Annotated in this window: 17 protein-coding genes, 1 tRNA gene and 1 pseudogene; 11 read left to right on the top strand and 8 right to left on the bottom strand. The window is 43.8% G+C overall.

Going from position 1 to position 18,672, the window contains the following annotated elements; translation table 11 throughout:
• Positions 1-374: 374 nt before the first annotated feature.
• Positions 375-808, top strand: a pseudogene (locus MSHOH_RS01815) (transposase); the annotation flags it as partial.
• Positions 809-941: 133 nt separating this feature from the next.
• Positions 942-1,397 carry a VOC family protein gene (locus MSHOH_RS01820; RefSeq protein ID WP_048143028.1) on the top strand — a complete coding sequence of 152 codons (456 nt, stop codon included), beginning with the start codon at positions 942-944 and terminating at the stop codon, positions 1,395-1,397.
• 29 nt (positions 1,398-1,426) lie between these two features.
• Here MSHOH_RS01820 and MSHOH_RS24180 read toward each other — a convergent pair whose 3' ends face one another.
• Positions 1,427-1,564: a hypothetical protein gene (locus MSHOH_RS24180; RefSeq protein ID WP_162197595.1), complete on the bottom strand. Its 138-nt coding sequence runs from the start codon at positions 1,562-1,564 to the stop codon at positions 1,427-1,429.
• A gap of 38 nt (positions 1,565-1,602) precedes the next feature.
• On the opposite strand from MSHOH_RS24180, the gene MSHOH_RS01830 reads away from it, so the two are divergent.
• Positions 1,603-1,995 (top strand): restriction endonuclease subunit S, encoded by a 393-nt coding sequence (locus MSHOH_RS01830; RefSeq protein WP_269848438.1) that lies wholly within the window; start codon positions 1,603-1,605, stop codon positions 1,993-1,995.
• Between the two features lie 118 nt (positions 1,996-2,113).
• Here the strand turns inward: MSHOH_RS01830 and MSHOH_RS25810 are convergent, their stop codons facing one another.
• From MSHOH_RS25810 to MSHOH_RS01865, 7 genes are all read right to left on the bottom strand, one after another.
• Positions 2,114-2,629: a PspC domain-containing protein gene (locus MSHOH_RS25810; protein ID WP_048136874.1), complete on the bottom strand. Its 516-nt coding sequence runs from the start codon at positions 2,627-2,629 to the stop codon at positions 2,114-2,116.
• 101 nt (positions 2,630-2,730) lie between these two features.
• Positions 2,731-3,996: an SO_0444 family Cu/Zn efflux transporter gene (locus tag MSHOH_RS01840; protein ID WP_048136875.1), complete on the bottom strand. Its 1,266-nt coding sequence runs from the start codon at positions 3,994-3,996 to the stop codon at positions 2,731-2,733.
• Entirely contained in the window at positions 3,993-4,340 is a 348-nt protein-coding gene (locus tag MSHOH_RS01845) for an ArsR/SmtB family transcription factor (protein WP_048136876.1), read from the bottom strand. The genes MSHOH_RS01840 and MSHOH_RS01845 overlap by 4 nt, the downstream gene beginning before the upstream one ends.
• Before the next feature lie 178 nt (positions 4,341-4,518).
• Entirely contained in the window at positions 4,519-5,292 is a 774-nt protein-coding gene (locus MSHOH_RS01850) for an energy-coupling factor transporter transmembrane component T family protein (RefSeq protein ID WP_048136877.1), read from the bottom strand.
• Between the two features lie 58 nt (positions 5,293-5,350).
• The gene (locus MSHOH_RS01855) at positions 5,351-6,205 is read right to left on the bottom strand and encodes an energy-coupling factor transporter ATPase (RefSeq protein WP_048136878.1); all 855 of its coding nucleotides are present in this window, start codon (positions 6,203-6,205) and stop codon (positions 5,351-5,353) included.
• Positions 6,181-7,005, bottom strand: coding sequence for an energy-coupling factor transporter ATPase (locus MSHOH_RS01860; protein ID WP_048136879.1), 825 nt, complete (start codon positions 7,003-7,005; stop codon positions 6,181-6,183). The genes MSHOH_RS01855 and MSHOH_RS01860 overlap by 25 nt, the downstream gene beginning before the upstream one ends.
• Before the next feature lie 94 nt (positions 7,006-7,099).
• Complete coding sequence (locus MSHOH_RS01865) at positions 7,100-7,663, bottom strand: biotin transporter BioY (RefSeq protein ID WP_048136880.1); 564 nt, start codon at positions 7,661-7,663, stop codon at positions 7,100-7,102.
• 469 nt (positions 7,664-8,132) lie between these two features.
• Here MSHOH_RS01865 and MSHOH_RS01870 point away from each other — a divergent pair.
• From MSHOH_RS01870 to MSHOH_RS01905, 8 genes are all read left to right on the top strand, one after another.
• Positions 8,133-8,207: transfer RNA gene (locus MSHOH_RS01870), tRNA-Arg, on the top strand.
• A gap of 253 nt (positions 8,208-8,460) precedes the next feature.
• The gene (locus MSHOH_RS01875; protein WP_048136881.1) at positions 8,461-8,916 is read left to right on the top strand and encodes an N-acetyltransferase; all 456 of its coding nucleotides are present in this window, start codon (positions 8,461-8,463) and stop codon (positions 8,914-8,916) included.
• A 240-nt stretch (positions 8,917-9,156) separates the two neighbouring features.
• Positions 9,157-9,822, top strand: a complete 666-nt coding sequence (locus MSHOH_RS01880; protein ID WP_048136882.1) for a metal-dependent transcriptional regulator — start codon at positions 9,157-9,159, stop codon at positions 9,820-9,822.
• A gap of 49 nt (positions 9,823-9,871) precedes the next feature.
• Complete coding sequence (feoB, locus tag MSHOH_RS01885) at positions 9,872-11,869, top strand: ferrous iron transport protein B (protein WP_048136883.1); 1,998 nt, start codon at positions 9,872-9,874, stop codon at positions 11,867-11,869.
• Between the two features lie 189 nt (positions 11,870-12,058).
• Positions 12,059-12,301 carry a hypothetical protein gene (locus MSHOH_RS01890; RefSeq protein ID WP_048136884.1) on the top strand — a complete coding sequence of 81 codons (243 nt, stop codon included), beginning with the start codon at positions 12,059-12,061 and terminating at the stop codon, positions 12,299-12,301.
• A gap of 797 nt (positions 12,302-13,098) precedes the next feature.
• Positions 13,099-14,073, top strand: coding sequence for a hypothetical protein (locus tag MSHOH_RS01895; protein ID WP_048136885.1), 975 nt, complete (start codon positions 13,099-13,101; stop codon positions 14,071-14,073).
• Positions 14,074-14,119: 46 nt separating this feature from the next.
• Positions 14,120-17,647 (top strand): chromosome segregation protein SMC, encoded by a 3,528-nt coding sequence (gene smc, locus MSHOH_RS01900; RefSeq protein ID WP_048136886.1) that lies wholly within the window; start codon positions 14,120-14,122, stop codon positions 17,645-17,647.
• A complete protein-coding gene (locus tag MSHOH_RS01905; protein WP_048136887.1) occupies positions 17,640-18,644 on the top strand; it encodes a segregation and condensation protein A in 1,005 nt (334 codons plus the stop codon). The genes smc and MSHOH_RS01905 overlap by 8 nt, the downstream gene beginning before the upstream one ends.
• Positions 18,645-18,672 lie beyond the last annotated feature (28 nt).

The raw sequence follows: 18,672 nt of genomic DNA on the forward strand, positions 1-18,672 counted from the left end.
TTTCGATATAAATGATCGCCGATCAAAATGCGCTAAGCATCTAATCGATGGTCGTTTTTCACCTGATTACATTAAATACTGTTTCTGCAAAAAAATTCAGGTTAACAGGCTGGAGCATCTCGAAGTTAGGGGTGTGCTGGATGGTTGGCCCGAAGAGGTCCTTGACTCGCAACCGTCGCCATAGAGGGGGATGGGGGGCGTGCTCCAATGGGACAAAAATAACAGCATGAACCCGCGGGCCAGATCAGGAGCAAGTTTTCGCTCCTGGACAACGACGGTATCTGGCGAGACAGGATCTGGCGATATCGTGTCCAGGTGTGTTCGAATGTTCTGTCGCTCTGTCACCCCTCTGTCATGCTTATGGCTCCGATCAATCTGATGGTCATAAAGGAATACAAAAAGCAGTTAGAAAATCCTTTATTGGATCAAGCTGGCAGATGTGTCACGTTCATCTGATAAGACAAACTCTGAAAAGGGTTCCAAAAAAGAAACAAAAAGAAGTAGCAGACAAAATAAAAGAAGCATTGGTAGACCGCCAGAAATTCAATGATCTGATAAGGGAACTGGATAGTATGGGATATAAAAGTGCAGCAGATACTCTTGAGAATTTTCAGTATGATGTAATGAATTATATGCAGTTCCCGGAAAGTCACTGGAGGAAAATAAGAACAACAAATATGATGGAAAGAACTAACAAGGAGATCAAAAGAAGAAGCAAAGTTGTGGGAGCATTCCCGAACCAGAAATCAGTATTGATATAAATGAAGAATGGATCACAGGAAACAGGTATATACTAATCGAACAATAATCAAAAAAGAGGAGAAAAAGGGTATAGAGCAAACTTTACAGAAAATTAGGCACACTGCCAATTTAGGTTAAATAGAAGATTTGCTAAAATAAGAGTAACGATTATGAAATCAAAAAAATCTGCACTACTACGAATGGACAATGTCGGCATTGTTGTCGACGACCTCAAAACTGCTATCGCGTTCTTTACAGAACTTGGTCTGGAGCTAGAAGGCGAAACGACAGTTGAAGGACGATGGGTCGACCGAGTCGTCGGGCTCGATGGTGTCCGAAGCGACATTGTGATGATGCGGACCCCCGACGGCCATAGCAGACTTGAACTGAGCAAGTTCCGGACGCCTCTGGCGCAGAGCGCCGAGCCAAACGCGCCGGTGAACACACTCGGTATACGTCGAATCATGTTCGCCGTCACGGACATCGACGACGTTGTTGCTCGCCTGCAGAAGCGCGGGGCCGAACTCGTTGGCGAGGTGGTACAGTACGAGGACATGTACCGACTCTGCTACCTCCGCGGTCCCGAGGGCATTCTCGTCGCGCTGGCCGAACAACTCGGCAATAAATCGGTAGCGGATGTTTTAGGAAATTTTTAACGAAGAAGTTGCTGCCAGAGAATTAACAATTAAATGAAGACATTCTGATCAAATCTAACCATCTTATTCTCTCCTAACTCTAAATTAACTCCTGCTCTTCCAGAAGGAACTTTATCAGTAGTAGAATGATTTTCTATAAAGTTATGCTGAATGACTATTGCCGTCATTAGAATGGGGACAGACCATAGAGCTTTCAATCCTCTAAATTGGTCGCGTAGCATATATCACCAAAATGCATGATGGAGCAGTATTGAGTGACGATATGATTCGCTTAAGGATTCCAGATAAAAAAACTCGTTTATACGTATATCATTTCTTACAAACTATGTATGCACAAGATCAAATGAAAATTAATGAGTATGGAGCTGTACAACAGCATTTAGAGCCTGAGCATTTAAGAGACTTACAAATACCGATTCCTGAAGACTGGAATACTGTTGGAAGTTTAATTAACGATATGAAACAACCGGTTGAGGTTAAAAATACATATTATGACTTGAAAACTCAAATTGAAAACGATTTAGATTCTAAGCTTAAAGAATTAATATCCGTAAACTCGAAAAATTTTGAAACCGATACCGAATCCGGTACCGAGTAGTCTATTGGAGATAAAATTTTTTTCAGCTATTGTCAGCTTATAAATAGTCTATCTTTGTATTCAATCTCTTGTTTCTGTTTTTCTCTTTTTCATTAACTTCTCTTCCGGATTTCGGGCATTACCTGACGCTATCTTCCTGGGGCATGATTATTGCCAGAATAATATATATGACAATTCCTATCCCGTCTATCAGGGCAAGAAGAGCAAAGGCAAGCCTTACAAGAGTAGGATCGACCCCGAAATATTTTCCAAGCCCGCCGCAGACTCCAAAGAGCATACGGTCAGTTTTACTTCTTGTCAGGCGCTTTTCCTTTGTATAACCCGTACTTTTCTCTTCTCGGGTTTCTTCCCCTGTCCCTATTCTGGCTCTCTCCCCTGTTCCTTCCATTGTTTTCTCGGGTTTTTCCCATGATTTCTCTGTGTAGCCAGTTTCAAGTTCCCCCGGAGGCTTGAACTCGCTTGCTTCTGGTTCTTTTCTTTCCTGGTAGGTGGACTCACCGGCTACTCCTGTTTCCATCGTCTTTTCAGGTTTTTCCCATGACTTCTCTATATAGCCAGTTTCAAGTTCCCCTGGAGCTTTGAAATCACTTTCTTTCGGTTCCTTTTTTTCCTGGAATTCGGGATTTTCCTGCATATTGATTATTTGGTCTATAAGGATTTATATTATTCTGGTATTTATCCCACTTTTTTTATTATTTTTCCACTTCCGTTTTTCTCTGCTCTCCCTGTTCTCCTTCAGTGGCATTCCGTACAGCTACACTCCTGTTCCCTGCGGAAGGCTCCGTAGGTCATTAGAGGGAGCAGGATGGCCGCAAATCCTAACTTCATGCTTTCGGGAAGTAGTTCTCCTGCACTTCCGAGAGTTGCAGTCACACTTATCCCCAGTTTTAAGTAAAGCCAGTCAAGAAGAAGTCCTGCCTCAAGTGCGCACAGGGAGATTACTCCCAGGTAGAGGGCTGCTGAACGCTTTCCAAGAAATCGGGCAACCATAGTAATGGTTGCCGCATTGGTTGCTGGCCCTGCAAGCAGGAAAACAAAAGCTGTGCCAGGGCTCATTCCTTTAGCTACAAGGCTTGCGGCAAGAGGAGTTGAAGCAGTAGCACAGATGTAAAGCGGGATACCCACTATGAGCATAACCAGCATTGACGCGATCCCGCCGCCGAGGTACTCCTGGATCAGGGTCTCGGGAACAGCATAGGAAATTATCCCTGCAAGCAGAATTCCAATAAGCATCCACTTCGAAATCTCTCCCGGAAGTTCTATGAAAGCATATTTCAGGCCTTTCAAAAACTCTTCTTTTACGGACTTTTTAATTCTTTCATCCGGAAATGGTTCGTTTTTCTCCTGCCCGCAGTGACCGCAACCGCATGAGGAAGCACTGTTTTCATAAACACATTCGTGTACATAAATTCCAGGTAAGAGTGTAAGAGGTCGGGTTTTTTCTCCTGATCCGTTCTTTAACTCCAGAGGTCTGGCTTTTGAGGGCACCATATTCAGGGTAGTATGTTCCCTTTTTCCGGGTTTTTCCTCTCTTCTTCTTTCTTTTTCTGGCTCTTCCCCTATCAGCAGGTTATCGGCAAGCCCTGCAAGAAGTGCGGTTGCAAGAGTTGCAAGAGGACGAAAAACAGTCATCAGGGGGTCAAGGAGAGCATAGGTAATTGCAATAGAATCCACTCCTGTCTGGGGAGTCGAAATCAGGAAGGACAGGGTTGCACCCCGGTTTGCCCCTCTTTTCCTTATAGACATGGCTGTTGGGATCACTCCGCAGGAGCACAGGGGAAGGGGAAGTCCTGCCAGTGATGCGTTAATTACAGAACGAATTTTTCCTGCTGACGTGCCAAGATAATCCACGATCTTCTGATCAGGTACAAGGACATTGAGGATACCTGCAACAGCAAACCCGAAAATCAGGTAAGGAGAAGCTTCTACAAAGATTTGCCATGAAGAAAGCAGGATTCCCGAAAGCAGGTCCGGGACAGAGCTGAGTATATCAGGGCTCATGCTTTTTCCTCCACGTGTTCAAGGCACATCTCTATGAGTGTGCGTACATGTTCGTCTGCAATATAGTAAACCGTAAATTTTCCTTCCCGCCTGACCCTTACAAGGTCAAGCTGCCTGAGGGTCCGAAGCCCGTGAGATATTGCTGATTGCGTGACTTCAAGCGCCTGCTCGAGTTCACATACACACATCTCTTTCTGCCTGAGTAAAAAAAGGATTTTCAGGCGGGTATCTGATTGAAGCGCCTGAAAGACCGCAGACATCCGTGTAATAATTTCTGCATCAGGAATCTTCTGCAATAGGGTTTTTGTCTGCTCAGGGTTTACTCGTTCGCACTTATCTTGCATGAATATATGAACAGTTGTTCATATATTAATCTATTTCTAAGAACTTCTCCGGCCTGAGATTACAAGATAAGAAGAATAGGACGGAAGAGAAGAGCAAAAGAAGAAATTAAGATTTATTATACGGGTATCTTCAGATAAACAGAGTTTACAAACACAGATTGCCTGTTCAAGTATTTCTTTAAAATCTTAGCATAAAAGCTGTAAGCAATCCCAGAACTAAAAGAGATATCCAGTCTCTTCTTTGCATTAAAAGCTCATGCATCGAGGTTCTGCGGGTTCCCTGATACCCTCTGTTTTCCATTGCGAGGGAAAGTTCTTCAGCGTCCCTAATCACACCTCTTATAAGGGGAACGGTAAGGGCAGGAACCGAATTGAAAGGGTTTTTCCCGAAATACATGCCCCTTGAAGCTTGGGCTGCTTTTGTCCGCTCAACCCTATCAAAGAGAAGGGGAAGAAATGCTATCGAGAGGTTCATCATTGTCGCAAGTTCATGGGAGTTCACACCCAGCCAGCGAAGGGGCAGCGGGCGCAGCATTCTCTCTATCCCGCATGTGATCGCGGACGGGTCAGTACTGGCTGTCATAAGGGCTGCAAAAAGCAGGAGAAGTATAAACCGTGCAGAAAGCCTGAACCCGTTCTGAAGCCCTTCCAGGCTTGGGCGCAGGATCCAAAAAGAAGCCAGCACCCGTCCTTCAGTGAAAAACAACTGCGCGAGGAAAATGAATATAATAAATAGTACCATGGGCCTAACTGCCCGAAAAAACACATTTGCTGGTAGCCCGGAGAATAAGGTAAGGGCAATAAAAAAGGTGAAGAGAATCCCTATTCCGAAAAAACTTTCAGTCCTGAAAGTCAGAATGCCCAGCAGCATTACAGCTGCAAGTTTTGTCCTTGGGTCAAGTGTATGCAGAAAGGATATCCCGGGCACGTAACTGAAAACAGGTTGTTGCATTCTCTTTCCTTGTCTCCTTACTTCTCACTTTTTACACTTTTTCTACTTTTTATAATTTTTAGACTCTCTTTTTGGGCTGTTTTTCAGCCTCTTCTTTTTCAATCGCTGCTTTCACTCTCAATATCTCTTCAAGGGCTTCCTCAACAGTAAAGACAGCAGGGTTTACCGGCACTCCTCTGGACTTAAGTTCTCTCATCATTGATGCCACTGGGGGAAGAGGCATATTTTCGGTTTCCAGGTACTCTTTTCTGCTTCCCTGAAAATTTATCCTTCCTTCCCGAACGAGCACTATCCTTTCCAGCAGGGGGAAGAACCCTTTAAGGTTATGAGTTATAGTAATAACTGCAGTTCCCTGATCCTTTACTTTTTTGAGAGTATCCAGAATTTCTTTTTTTCCGGCAGGGTCTAGCCCTGTTATGGGTTCGTCCAGCACAAGGTAGTCCGGCCTGAGGGCAAGGGCGCCTGCAAGGGCAACCCTCTGCATCTCTCCCCCGCTCAGGCTAAAAGGATCTCTGGACAGCATTGCGCGATCAAGAGAGACAGCTTCAACGGCTTCAAAGACCCTTTCTTCAGTTTCTTTTCTGGAATATCCAAAATTTAGCGGCCCGAATGCGATTTCCTCGTATACAGTCCTGCAAAAGAGCTGGTCTGCAGCCTGTTGAAAGACCATCCCTACCCTGCTTTTAACCTTTTTCGAGGAAGGGTCAAGTCCATCAACGGTTACTTTTCCCGAATCCGGATGCAAAAGTCCGTTAAACAGCTTTATGAGGGTGGATTTTCCTGCACCTTTTTCTCCCAGGATCCCTACGAATTCCCCTTTTTCTATGCGCAGATTAACATCCTTTAAGGCTGCAATTTCAAGAGGGGTATTCCTTGAATAGAAAACACTTACGTTTTCAAGAATAATCGGCATATTTCCTCCGCAAAGCTGGAAGGGGAAGAGGTCTTTTCCCAGGGGATAGGGACTCCGTGATTTTTCAGCTGCTCTGCAAGTTCTATAAGGGAAGGCGGAATAAGTCCGAGACTCCGGAGAGAAGGATCTGATAGCACATTTTCGGTTTCTCCCTCAAGCACTATTCTGCCTCTGTCCATTACTATAATTCTGTCTGCTGTATGAAGCTCTTCAAGATTATGTGTGGTGTATACTATGGTTTTTCCTTTTTCATGCAGCCTTTTTACGCGCTTAAGGACTGCTTCTCCGGAAGCAGGGTCAAGCATGGAGGTTACTTCATCAAAAACAAGGCACTCTGGCTCCATGGCAAGGATTCCTGCAAGAGCAATGCACTGTCCCTGTCCGCCACTCAGGGTTTTTGGAGAATGATATCTGTATTTCTCAAGTTTTATTTCAGCAAGGGCTCTCTCCACCCGCCTCCGTATCTCCGCAGGAGGAAGGCAAAGGTTTTCAGGTCCGAAGGCAAGGTCTTCTTCTACGGTCCTGCCAATAAATTGAGTTTCAGGGTTCTGAAATACGATGCCAACAATTTTCCTGATCTCCTGGAGCTTTGAAAAATCTCCTGTATCCATTCCCTTTACCATGACCTTTCCTTTCTGGGGTCTAAGGAGTCCGTTAAGATGGAGAGCAAGAGTGGATTTTCCGCTCCCGTTTCTGCCTATTATCCCCAGATACTCCCCCTTTCTTATTGCAAGATTTATGTTTCTGAGAGCAGGGGTTCCACCAGGATAATTGTAACTTACGTTTTCGAGCCTGATCATGCGGAATCGGGTTTAATTCTTTTTTTGGTTTAATTCTTCTTTATCAGTTAAATGAAATCACGGGACTCATTTCTTAGATACTGAGTCCCGAATTTTAGAGCTCATAGGTCGAAGCTATATATGCTGCAACTGAGGTTTTTACTATTTCTCCAGGAATGAAGGGAATGGCTCCAAGGGTAAGGGCTGTCCCAAGTCCTATTTCAGCTACCAGCATTAACTGGAAAACCCCCAGGGCATATATAATCAAAATTCCTGTGCTCATATTAAGGGCATTGATTGCAAGTCCGGATTTTTCGGTATCCTCTGCTTTCTCGGCAAGCTTGCCTGTAAGGAAGGCAGCCAGTATAAATCCGAAGATATATCCTCCTGTAGGTCCGAGGAGCACTCCTAACCCTGAACTGCCTCCTGCAAAAACCGGAAGCCCTGCAATACCAAGAAGGGTATATACAACCATGCTCAGGCTTCCCCATTTACTCTTCAACATGCTTCCTGCAAGCAGGACAAAGAAAACCTGCAGTGTAACAGGAACAGGTGAAAAGGGTATAGGGATCTGTATGTAAGCTCCTGCGGCAGTCAGGGCTGCAAAAAGAGATGCAAAAACCATTTTCCTGAGTTCTGGGGTATGGACGGAGTAAGAATGATTCTTTCTTATATGCATGCTTTTTCCTTTCTTGTTAATTTATTTCTTTACCCGGCTTTCTGTCAGGTTTTTCTTGTTTTTATTATTTGTTTGGATTTTTCTACCTGAAAAATGTCAGGTAAGTATTTTTTAAATATAGGTTAGATTGAAATTCAACAGTTTTAAGATATATTCGGAATAATAATTCAGCATATTGTTAACCATATTTTCCGTTAATCTCTGCCAGATAATTCTCTGTAATCCGAAACTCTTTGTTAACCTTACTGTAATCTAAAATTTATTGTTAACCTAGTGGTGTTACATGGTTTACATTGGATTTAAAACTTTCCAGAGGTATTCTCTGTAAGATATTCATCATAATGATAATGGCAGACTTTCTATGCTTCGGAGCGATAATTAAATATATATCTTATGCCGGTATTATGGATACTTCACTTGAAATACAGTTTTACTATACTGTTGTATCTGTGTTCAGGGAGTATACCGTGGGCGCGTGGCCTAGCCCGGATATGGCGGCAGCCTCCTAAGCTGTAAATCGGGGGTTCAAATCCCTTCGCGCCCGCTAAATTTCATCTTTTTATTAAATTTCGTCTTTTTATTTGTTGTCTGTTTTACCTGTTTTATCTCGTTTTTGTTCCACTTTTCTGTTTCACTTTATCTATTTTGTTTTCTGCTTTTGCAGGTATGTCCTGTAAATTATGGAAAAATTTCTTATTCAGAAATACAGTTATCTCCTATCTGCAGTACAGTAAATGTTTGTGAAGTAGAATAATTTCTATTAAAAAACACAATTACCGCCTCAGAGGAAACAGGAATTGATCAGAAAAGCCAGGATAAGTGATGTTGTTGAGATGAAACAGATCATCAACACTTACTCCAAGGACGAGCTTATGCTTGCTCGTTCCCTGAGTGAGATGTACGAAAACATAAGGGACTATTACGTATGTGAGATCGAAGGTGAAGTTATTGGATGCTGTGCCCTCCATGTTGTCTGGGAAGACCTTGCTGAAATCCTTGCTCTCGCAGTTAGACCTGACTGTTCAAGAAAAGGAGTGGGCACAAAGCTTGTCTCAGCCTGTCTTGAGGACGCAAAAAGCCTCGGCATGAAAGAAGTCTTTGCCCTTACTTACGTGCCTGGTTTTTTTGAAACCCTGGGCTTTAATATCGTTGACAAAAACAGCCTTCCCAGGAAAATCTGGTCTGGTTGTATCAGGTGCCCCAAATTTCCGGACTGCAATGAGATTGCGGTTCTTAAATCTATTGAAGTCTGAAAACATTTACAGTAGCTCTAAGAGAGTTTATGCTTCAAGGCTAAGGAAGCCTTTTGTTTTTTTCCTTTTCTTGCTGAGCTCAGGTGATAAAATCAGGTTTTAAAGTCTTTTTAGCCAGTGTTCATCTTAACAGGCAAAAAACAAAAACTATTTATTCAGTAATTATGTTTTTTAGGTTGTCCTAATTATCTGGCCTGAAGCGTTTCGGGTGTGCGCTGGTGCGCTTGTGGGATGGTGTTAATGCATACAGATCGACTTGAAGAGTATCTTGAAACTATTCTTTACCTTATTACAAAAAACCGGAGCCCTGCAAAAACCAAACAAATTGCAGAAGAACTTAATGTATCTTCACCCAGTGTGACGGAAATGATAAAAAAGTTGCATTCGATGGGGTTTGTCGAATATAAGCCCTATCAAGGGGTTGAATTGACTGAAAAAGGGACTGAAGAAGCCGTCCGGATCAAAAGGAAACACCAGGTGCTTGAAACTTTCCTGGCTGATGTCCTTGATTTTGACAGAAAGGAAGCTCACAGGGAAGCCTGCGAGCTTGAGCATGCGGTATCGGACTCGGTGCTTGAGAGACTTTACGATTTCCTTGGAAACCCTGAGTACTGCCCTGACGGGCACCCGATAAATATCGATAAAAGCAATTTGCAGCGAGAAGAAGGATTCATCCCCCTCGATGAGATGAGAGAGGGAAGTTCAGGCACGATTGTCAGGGTAACCCTTCCAAGAGAAACAAAAGAGCGTTTAACCTCTCTTGGCATCATAACCGGAGAGGATATTGAAGTCAGACGCAAGCAGAAACAGGGCTGTATTTCGGTGATGGCTGTCGGGTCTGAAATTGCTCTTGGAAGAGATATAGCAAAAAAAATTTTCATCACTCCTAAAGGCAAAAGCCTGTAAAAAATGGATAAATAAGCCATAATTTGCATGGAGCACATTTAACGGAGACGTGATAGAGATTTCCAGCTCATGCTGTAATTCAGGCGATAGAGGTAAAAAGAATTCTCCTTATGAAAAAAATCCTCCTTATGATTTGACACTTGCTTTTATAGGTAACCCCAGCGTTGGAAAAAGTGTTTTCTTCAGCAGGCTTACAGGAGTCGGAGTCGAGGTATCCAACTATCCGGGAACCACCGTTTCGCTTAAAACAGGAAATGTGAAAGTAAAAGACAGGACTATTGAAGTAGTTGATCTTCCTGGAATATATTCTCTTGGGGTTGCGAACGAAGATGAAAAAGTAACCAAAAGATTTCTTATTGAAGATTCACCGGATGTTATTATCAATGTCCTTGACGCAAGCAGGCTTGAGAGAAACCTGTATCTGACCCTTCAGTTGCTTGAACTTGATATCCCCATGGTTATTGCCTTAAATCAGGTAGACCTGGCCGCAGAGCTGGGGATTCTTATTGATACGGACAAACTTTCAGAACTCCTGGGCCTGCCTGTAGTTCCAACTGTTGCAACCTGGGGAGTAGGGCTTGATGAGGTAGTGCTTGTGGCTCTTGAAGAGGCAGGAAAAGTCCAGAAGCACCACAGGGTAAGATACAGCCAGTGGATTCGCCAGGCTTTATCCGGGATTGACCATGCTTTTCCGAATACGTCTCAAAGTGTTAAGATCGCAGCCCTATTAAACGATGCCGAATTTGTTGAACTCTGCTGCATGCCGCCTGAAGCCAACGCAATTCTCTCTTCTGCCAGGCGATTCAGGCAGAACCTTGAAATCGATCATGGAATTTCAGTTCCTGATACCGTTGCAAGGGATCTGTATGGAGAATCCGGGTTTATAGTCGACAGCGTGGTCTCAAGTTTTGAGCCAAAAAAAAGATTTCGCGACAGGATAGATAGAGTTCTTACCTCTCCTAACTTCGGGATTGCAGTCCTGATATCCGCGCTGCTCCTTACGTTTCTTCTCGTCTTCAGGATAGGGGGCTTTCTTGAAACCTGGATTGTGAACGACCTTTTTGAGCCTTACATAATCCAGCCCATCGAAGAAATGACTCTTGGCATGGCACCTGTCCTTAGAAACCTGATTCTCTATTCCTTGAGGGGTGTAGAGGCAGGATTTGCAATTGCAATCCCCTATATTGCAGTTTTCTATGCTATCCTTTCCATATTCGAGGACTCAGGCTATCTGACAAGGGCAGCTTTTATCCTGGACAACCTGACCCATAAACTCGGGCTTCATGGGAGAGCTGTTATCCCTCTGGTCCTGGGTTTTGGCTGCAATGTCCCTGCAATAATGGCTGTACATGCCCTTGGCACAAGAAGGGAAAAGCGGATAGCTTCGCTTCTCATCTCTCTTGTTCCCTGCTCTGCAAGGACAGTTATTATACTGGGGCTTGTAGGAACTTTTGTTGGTTTCTGGCCTGCTGTTTCTATTTATGTACTGGAGATCGTCATCATTGCTGCAATGGGCTGGATTCTCGGAAGAACCCTGCCGGGCCAGAAAAGCGGTTTCATTATGGAAATGACCCCCCTCAGGAAACCTGAACTTAAATCAACCCTCAGGAAAACCTGGATGAAAAGTCGTGAGTTTTTATACATCGCTTTTCCGTTGCTGCTTGCAGGAAGCGCAGCCCTTGGAATTGCCGATGCCCTGGGACTTCTTTCTATCTTCCAGGACTTCGTAGAACCCATATCTGTAGGACTTCTAGGGCTTCCGGCTTTTGCCGCAACAGCGCTTGTTTTTGGAATTCTCAGAAAAGAAATGGCACTTCAGATCCTGGCAGTGCTTGCAGGGACAGCCAATTTTGCAGCTGTAATGACCCCTCTTCAGATGTACCAGTTTGCGGTTATAACAACCATTTATGTCCCGTGCGTGGCAACGATTGCAGTCCTGAAGCATGAGCTTGGTACAAAGGATACGGCTATGATTGTCACCTTCACTATAGGTCTCGCTCTTGTAGCGGGTGTTTTAATCCGGATTTTCGGGCCCCTTTTCCTTTAACTTTTTTCCTTTTTTTAATTTTTCTTTTTTCCTTATCTCTCTTCTTTTTCCCCCTCGGACTTATTTCATGGAATAAACATCTGTACATCAGGCACAATATTTATATATTAAGAAACTTGTTTACCTCTTTTTCTTTTGTTCTCTTTTTATCGTAAATTATTAATACTTCATAGATCGTGTTTACTTCCGATGACTCGGATTACCGATCACTTACACAAAAACGTGTTCAGTGTTATTATGGATATCTTCGAAATGGACCATTTCCGAGAGCCAGAAGTTGAAGAGGTTCAACTTTTCCTCGAAAGCACCGGGACTCACGGTTCTATTGTTAACGAGAGTGCTCTTGAGATGGACTGCAGTACGTCCCCCAAAATTCAGGCGAGGCAGAGTGTACTTCTCAATTTCGATGAATCTATTCCATCCATTCAGTAACACTTTCCTCTAAAAAGTTTCCGACCCCTATTGAAATCCAACTCTTTAACTCCTTTTGTTTTAGAGTTAATTTTGGGTTTCATTCTCTATTTTGTAAATTTTCGGTTTGGATCTCTATTTTGTTTACATTAACTATCAGTCGTATCCTGCTTTCTGGGTTTTGTCGTGAATCTTATTTTCAATATATGGCCTTTATCATCTGCCTTTTATCCGTTTTTCCTAAAACCTAAACCTAACCTGAACACCTATTTAATATCTTTCATACAGACTTCATCGAAAAATATTTATTCTATTTTTCGGTTCCTTTCTTTCCTGAAAAATTATTTTTCTAGGGAATTCCCTGACCCTGGCCTGCAGTATTAAATACATCCTGAGGTGAGATATTTTATTATGCATATAATTATTCTAAGAAAAACTTAAGGAAATATATTTATTCTTTTTCAGAACATTTCCGAGCTGCCTCTCCTGTTTTTAATCATTTCCCTGATTCAAATCTTCTTTCTTCGGAAATTTAATGCTTTATGCTCTTTCTTCTGTTTTACTGTTGGTCTCTGTAATCGGTTTCAGAAAAGTTAATAAAGTTATCTTATTATAATATAATTTAAAGTCATTTAGAACCAGCTGAATACTATCGATTACCATATATATATAAAGTAAGATTACATCTACTTTATACATATTATTTAAATTTGTCTGACCGTATCAATTTAATTATATTATAATGACGTTTCACGCTAGCAGAAAGCTGCATATATAAAGGAAACCCGGGACCCGAATCTTTGCTAGAGGTATTTTTCATGAGAACTGGACAGAGAGATATGCACAATACACCGCTTAAAAGGCGACTGTCAATTACCTATGAGGAGCTCGAAACTCTCAAAAAATCAATCAAGACTTCGGTTCTCAATGAGTTACAGGCCGAAGTAGAAAGTAGTTCCGATCTTGATGCTTTTAAGGATCAAATTCTTTCCGAAATCAGAACCGAACTGAGGGAGTTTCCTGACTCTGCATCACTCAAGGCTTCAATCCTTGGTGAGCTGAGATCCGAATTAGTTTCCGGTAAAAAAGACGAATCCGAAGCAATTGACCGACGAGTGAAAGAACTTGCAGGAATTCAGGATGGGCTCGTCAGAGAACTGCTCGATCAGAAAATGCTTATAAAGAAGCTGGAAGCAGAAATTGAAAGACTTTCAAGAGCATCGGAAGGTACGCAAAGTACTATTGCCCATTCTCCTCCTTCTCCCTCTATTCCAATCCTTGAAGACCCACTTGACCTTCCTCCTCTTTCCAGAAAACCGAAGCGTAAACTTGAGTTCAGGAAAGAAGGTCCTTCCTCACACGAGCTGACCGATTTCAGAGAAGCTCCTGCGTCCCTGCCAGGAACAAATGCAAAAGTACAGCTGAAGATCAGAGAGGTTGAGCCAAGAGAGCTTGATGAGCGTGAACCTGTCGAAACAAAGTGTGAATATATTATCGCCGAAAGTGGAGATAGGAAACGGTTTAGAGGCACTCTGAGGCAGTCAACTCCAATAATAGAGGCTCCTTCGGGACAGCTAGTTCCACCAGGGCTGCCAGCTTCTAAGAGATCTCGGTCTCCCGTGAAAGCAGAGCCTGTAAGAGCCCGACCTGATGAAGATTATAAATGCGAATACATTATCGCCGAAAAAGTTCCGAAAAAGCATTTAATTGACGAATCCGTGGACCTCAGAGATAATGAGGACGCGGAAATCATAACCTGCAACCGAAAAGACCCCAGGGTGAAACGAGACTGAGAAAAACGAAAATTTCCTCAAAAACGCAAAACCTCAGAGGCATTCTGTGTACATAAAAGAGATTGAGTTCGTTAATTTCAAGTCCTTCGGAAAGAAAGTAAAGATTTCCTTTTATAATGACTTCACCACTATTTCCGGGCCTAACGGGAGTGGAAAGTCAAATATTATAGACGGGATTCTCTTTGCACTCGGGCTCACGAGTTCCAGGACACTGAGGGCTGAAAAACTTACGGACCTTATTTATAATGGAGATGAGGCAAAAAAACCTGATTTTGCCCAGGTTACTATCCGTTTTGACAATACTGACCGCAAACTGCCTTTAGAGCTTGATGAGGTTGAAGTCTCAAGAAAGGTCCGGCGAACAAAAAATGCCTACTACAGCTACTTTTACTTTAACGGAAAAGCCGTAAGCCTGGGAGAAATTCATTCCCAGCTTTCAAAGGCAGGGATAACGCCCGAAGGTTACAATGTCGTGATGCAGGGAGATGTCACACAGATTATTTCCATGACCTCTGTGGAAAGGCGGAAGATTATTGACGAGATTGCCGGAGTTGCGGAGTTTGACGAGCGCAAGCAAAAAGCACTAGGGGAACTTGAAATTGTCAGGCAGCAAATCGAACGTGTGGACATTATTCTTGAAGAGGTGCGGACGCAGCTTGAAAAGCTCTCTGGTGAACGGGACCAGGCTCTGAAATATCAATCTCTTAAATCTGAGAAAATTAAATTTGAAGGTTATGTCCTGCTCTCCAAACTCAAGGATGCCAGAACCGAACTGGAAAATGTGGATAAAGAACTTGCAGGGAAAGAAGAGCACCTTGAAAAAGTACAGGTATTGCTGAACGAAAGGGTTCAGGAACTGGAAGCTCTTGAACAGACTCTGGAAAACCTCTCCCTCGAAATCCGAAAAAAAGGGGAAGATGAACAGCTGCAGGTCAAAAGGGAAATAGAAGAAACAAAAGGAGAAATCTCCCGCTGTGTTGACAGCATCGAAGTTTCCGAGTCCGAACTCGAAGAAGCTGATTCAAGGCGCAGAAAAGCATTTGTTGATATTGACTCCACAAAGGGAAAGGTCAGAGAACTCGAAGAGAAAATAGAAGCTGAAAACGTAAGGAAAGAAAGCATCTCTGCAGAGCTTTCAGAAAGAAAAACCGAGCGCATGCTGCTTCAGAGCAGGATTGCTGATATAGATGCAAAGTTTGCGGCAACAAGGGATGAGCTCATGGCTGCCCGCAAAAAGCTTGAGGATATTAAAAACGAAAAGAACGAGCTTATTCGGAACGAGGACAGGCTTCTCGATGCTCTCAGGAGAAAGTCTTCGGAACTGCGGGAGATCGAAAACCAGATCAAGGATGCACAGGCTGCAGTTACTGCCTCGGACAGCGATACCCTTTCTGTCCAGTACGAAATCGAAAAACTTACAAATAACCTTGAATCCCTCATAAAAGACCGGGACGACATAGAGAGCAGCCGCTCCAGAATCAAAGAAGACATAAAGAAACTTGAGAACAGGCTGCACACCCTCCAGCAGGAATATGCAATTGCCGAAGCGAGGGTCCGGGCTTCGGAACAGGGAGGAGGTTACTCAAGAGCTGTCGAGATGGTAATCGGGGCATCGAAGCAGGAAGAACTCTTCGGAATTCACGGGACAATTGCCCAGCTCGGAAAAGTAGACCGCAGATATGCGGCAGCCCTTGAGGTTGCTGCAGGGAACAGGATGCAGGCAATTGTTGTAGATACCGATGCTGATGCAGCAGAAGCGATCGAATTCCTGAAGCGGAGGAAAGGCGGTAGAGCTACTTTTCTTCCGCTTAATAAAATGAAGGATTCCAGAAGGCTTGAAAATCTCAATTATGAGAACGGAGTAATAGGGTATGCAATCGACCTTATTGAATTCGATCCAGACTTTGAGCCTGCTTTCTGGTATGTTTTTCAGGACACTCTGGTTATGGAAGACCTTGCCAGTGCCCGCCGCCTTATGGGAAGAGCGAGAATGGTCACCCTTGAAGGCGAACTCCTTGAAAAGAGCGGGGCAATGGTAGGAGGTTCTCTTTCTTCAAAATCCGGGATTTCTTTTGCGGCAGCGGAAAAGGACAAACTCCTTGAACTTGCAGAAGAGATAAGATCCCTTGATGCAAGCCGGAATGCTGCTATCAGCAAACAGGACAGCATTGAAAGCCATGTTTTTGAGCTGAGCAGAAAGATCCGCGACTGTGAGGCTACTATTTCCAGAAAGGAGCTCGAGCTTCAGGAAATCGCTGGCAGGGAAGCAAAACTTGCAGAACTCCTTGAAGCCAAACAGGCAGACCTGAAGGCAATCGAAGAATCGAGAACCGAACTCAGGGCTGAGATGGACAGGGTAATTGCGGAAAAGGTGGAAAAAGAAGGTATTGCGGCTGAACTTGAGAGTCAGGTTGCCGAATTTGAGGCAAAGCTTGCCGATTCTCCCCTTCCCGAGATAAACAAAAAAGCCGACTTTGTAGATGAAGAAATCCGCAGGCTTGATGGCAGAATCAGGGATACAGAAGCCAGTCTGAATGCTCTTCAGCTTGAAAAAGAGTATGCTGAGCAGAAAATTGCCGAAGCCAAGGAGCTTATAAAGGAACTTGATGAAAAGAAAGCTTCAAGGCGGGAAAGAGTAGATTCCCTTAAAGCAAAAATCGCGGAACTTGAAGCTCAGCTTGAAGAAAAACAGAAGCGTGAACTTCAACTTTCCGACGAACTTATAAGGCTTCAGAAAGAAAGGGAAAATGTTCAGGCAGAACATAGTGCGGTAAAGCGCAGGGTCAGTATAGCTGCAACCACCCTTGAAAAGGCAAAACAGCAGGTACTTACGCTTACAGCTACTAAGAGTGCTCTTTTTGACCAGGAAAAGCAGCTGGTTGAAGAGATACAGAGAAGGGGAATTGAGGAGACCTCGGAGGTTCCGAGTTACGAAACCGTTTACATGCGGATTCAGGCAATCGAAGAAGCCATGCGCAGGCTTGAGCCTGTAAACATGAGGGCAATAGATGAATATAATGAGGTGGAACTCAGGCTTTCCGACCTGCAGGGCAAACGAGATACTCTCTTTACCGAAAGGGAACAGCTCCTTGAACGCATTGGCCAGTACGAACAGCTCAAGCGGGACGCCTTTATGGAGGCTTATACAAGCATAAATTCCAATTTCAAAGAGATCTTTTACGAACTTTCTGACGGTATGGGAGAACTCCTGCTGGAAAACCCGGACGACCCCTTTGCCGGAGGAATGACCTTGAGGGCCCAGCCGAAAGAAAAAACCCTCCAGCGCATAGAAGCCATGTCAGGAGGAGAAAAAAGTCTTACCGCACTTGCTTTTATCTTCGCAATCCAGCAGTACCGTCCTGCTCCTTTCTATGCTTTTGACGAGATTGACATGTTCCTTGACGGCTGGAATGTAGAGAGAGTCTCAAGGCGTGTTAAAACCTCAGGCTCAAAGGTCCAGTTCATAGTTGTTTCCCTGAGAAAACCCATGATCCAGGCTGCAAGCCGGACAATCGGGGTTACGATGCAGGAGAATAATATCACGAGTATTACCGGAGTGAAGCTCAATGGCTGAAATTATAGATAACTCAGCACTCGATATTTCCGGGCTCCCTTCTCCAGAGATTTGTGAGCCCGGAGAAAAGGATTCTCTTTTTTCAGACCCTGAAACTTTCGGGCTTCCGACAACTCTTTCTTACCTCGGCATTGACTGGGCACTTTTCGACCTCTCGGAATTTAATACCTATGAGCCCCTGGGCATTCTGGTTGAACTTGCAAAGGACGGAAAGATCGATCCCTGGGATATCGATGTTGTGCAGTTAACCGATACTTTTCTGCACAGGATAGAAGAGCTCCAGAAAATGGATTTAAGAATTTCTTCGAGGACTCTCCTTTATTCGGCTATTCTCCTCCGCATGAAATCTTCAATGATTCTCGGACCAGAAGAAGAGGAAGAAGAGGACTTTGACCCTGGCTTTTTCGATGGTGAAGAGCTGCCTGAGCCTGATGAGTTTCCTGTTCCGAAGCTTCCTGTCCGTCGCCTTTCCACAAGACCTGTCACACTGAATGAACTGATTGTGGAACTTAAAAAAGCTGAAAAAACACTCTCTAGAAAAAACGAAAAGAAAGCCCGTCTGGCTGCAGAAGAGCCTGATATCCCTGATGCTCCCCTGGCTACCGGAGATGTGCTCGGGATTGCCCACGATGAAGCCATCAGCTCGAGATTGGCCCTTATCTGGGCAAGGCTTGTTGAACTCTTTATGAAGCAGTCTGTTGTGGAATTCTCTGCTTTAACTCAACTGAGCGAAGATCGAATCACAGACTATCTTTCTCTCCTTTTTCTTGCTTCGAGCAGGAAAATCTGGCTTTTCCAGAGTGAGCTTTTCGGAGAATTGTATATTTATCCCGGAGAAGAATCCGGGTTTTCCACGGAAGGCAACCCGCCTCTTTTCCATCAAATAAAACAGGGTTTAACAGGAGATCTTTCAGAGCCTGGAGAAGCCGGGCATCCTGAAGTTTTTTCCTTTGAATCGGAATATACAAACTCGGACTCTTCTGAAGAAGCAAGTTAACTTACCTGATGAATAACTTAATCCTTTT

It is taken from the genome of Methanosarcina horonobensis HB-1 = JCM 15518, from assembly GCF_000970285.1.
Lineage (GTDB): Archaea > Halobacteriota > Methanosarcinia > Methanosarcinales > Methanosarcinaceae > Methanosarcina > Methanosarcina horonobensis.

Coding starts and splice junctions, on each gene's coding strand:
- MSHOH_RS01855 (WP_048136878.1), bottom strand. CDS start 6,205: ATGCCGATTATTCTTGAAAACGTAAGTGTTTTCTATTCAAGGAATACC.
- MSHOH_RS01840 (WP_048136875.1), bottom strand. CDS start 3,996: ATGAGCCCTGATATACTCAGCTCTGTCCCGGACCTGCTTTCGGGAATC.
- MSHOH_RS01895 (WP_048136885.1), top strand. CDS start 13,099: ATGAGAACTGGACAGAGAGATATGCACAATACACCGCTTAAAAGGCGA.
- MSHOH_RS01845 (WP_048136876.1), bottom strand. CDS start 4,340: ATGCAAGATAAGTGCGAACGAGTAAACCCTGAGCAGACAAAAACCCTA.
- MSHOH_RS01890 (WP_048136884.1), top strand. CDS start 12,059: ATGACTCGGATTACCGATCACTTACACAAAAACGTGTTCAGTGTTATT.
- MSHOH_RS24180 (WP_162197595.1), bottom strand. CDS start 1,564: ATGACGGCAATAGTCATTCAGCATAACTTTATAGAAAATCATTCTACT.
- MSHOH_RS01905 (WP_048136887.1), top strand. CDS start 17,640: ATGGCTGAAATTATAGATAACTCAGCACTCGATATTTCCGGGCTCCCT.
- MSHOH_RS25810 (WP_048136874.1), bottom strand. CDS start 2,629: ATGCAGGAAAATCCCGAATTCCAGGAAAAAAAGGAACCGAAAGAAAGT.
- MSHOH_RS01865 (WP_048136880.1), bottom strand. CDS start 7,663: ATGCATATAAGAAAGAATCATTCTTACTCCGTCCATACCCCAGAACTC.
- MSHOH_RS01860 (WP_048136879.1), bottom strand. CDS start 7,005: ATGATCAGGCTCGAAAACGTAAGTTACAATTATCCTGGTGGAACCCCT.
- MSHOH_RS01850 (WP_048136877.1), bottom strand. CDS start 5,292: ATGCAACAACCTGTTTTCAGTTACGTGCCCGGGATATCCTTTCTGCAT.
- MSHOH_RS01880 (WP_048136882.1), top strand. CDS start 9,157: ATGCATACAGATCGACTTGAAGAGTATCTTGAAACTATTCTTTACCTT.
- MSHOH_RS01820 (WP_048143028.1), top strand. CDS start 942: ATGGACAATGTCGGCATTGTTGTCGACGACCTCAAAACTGCTATCGCG.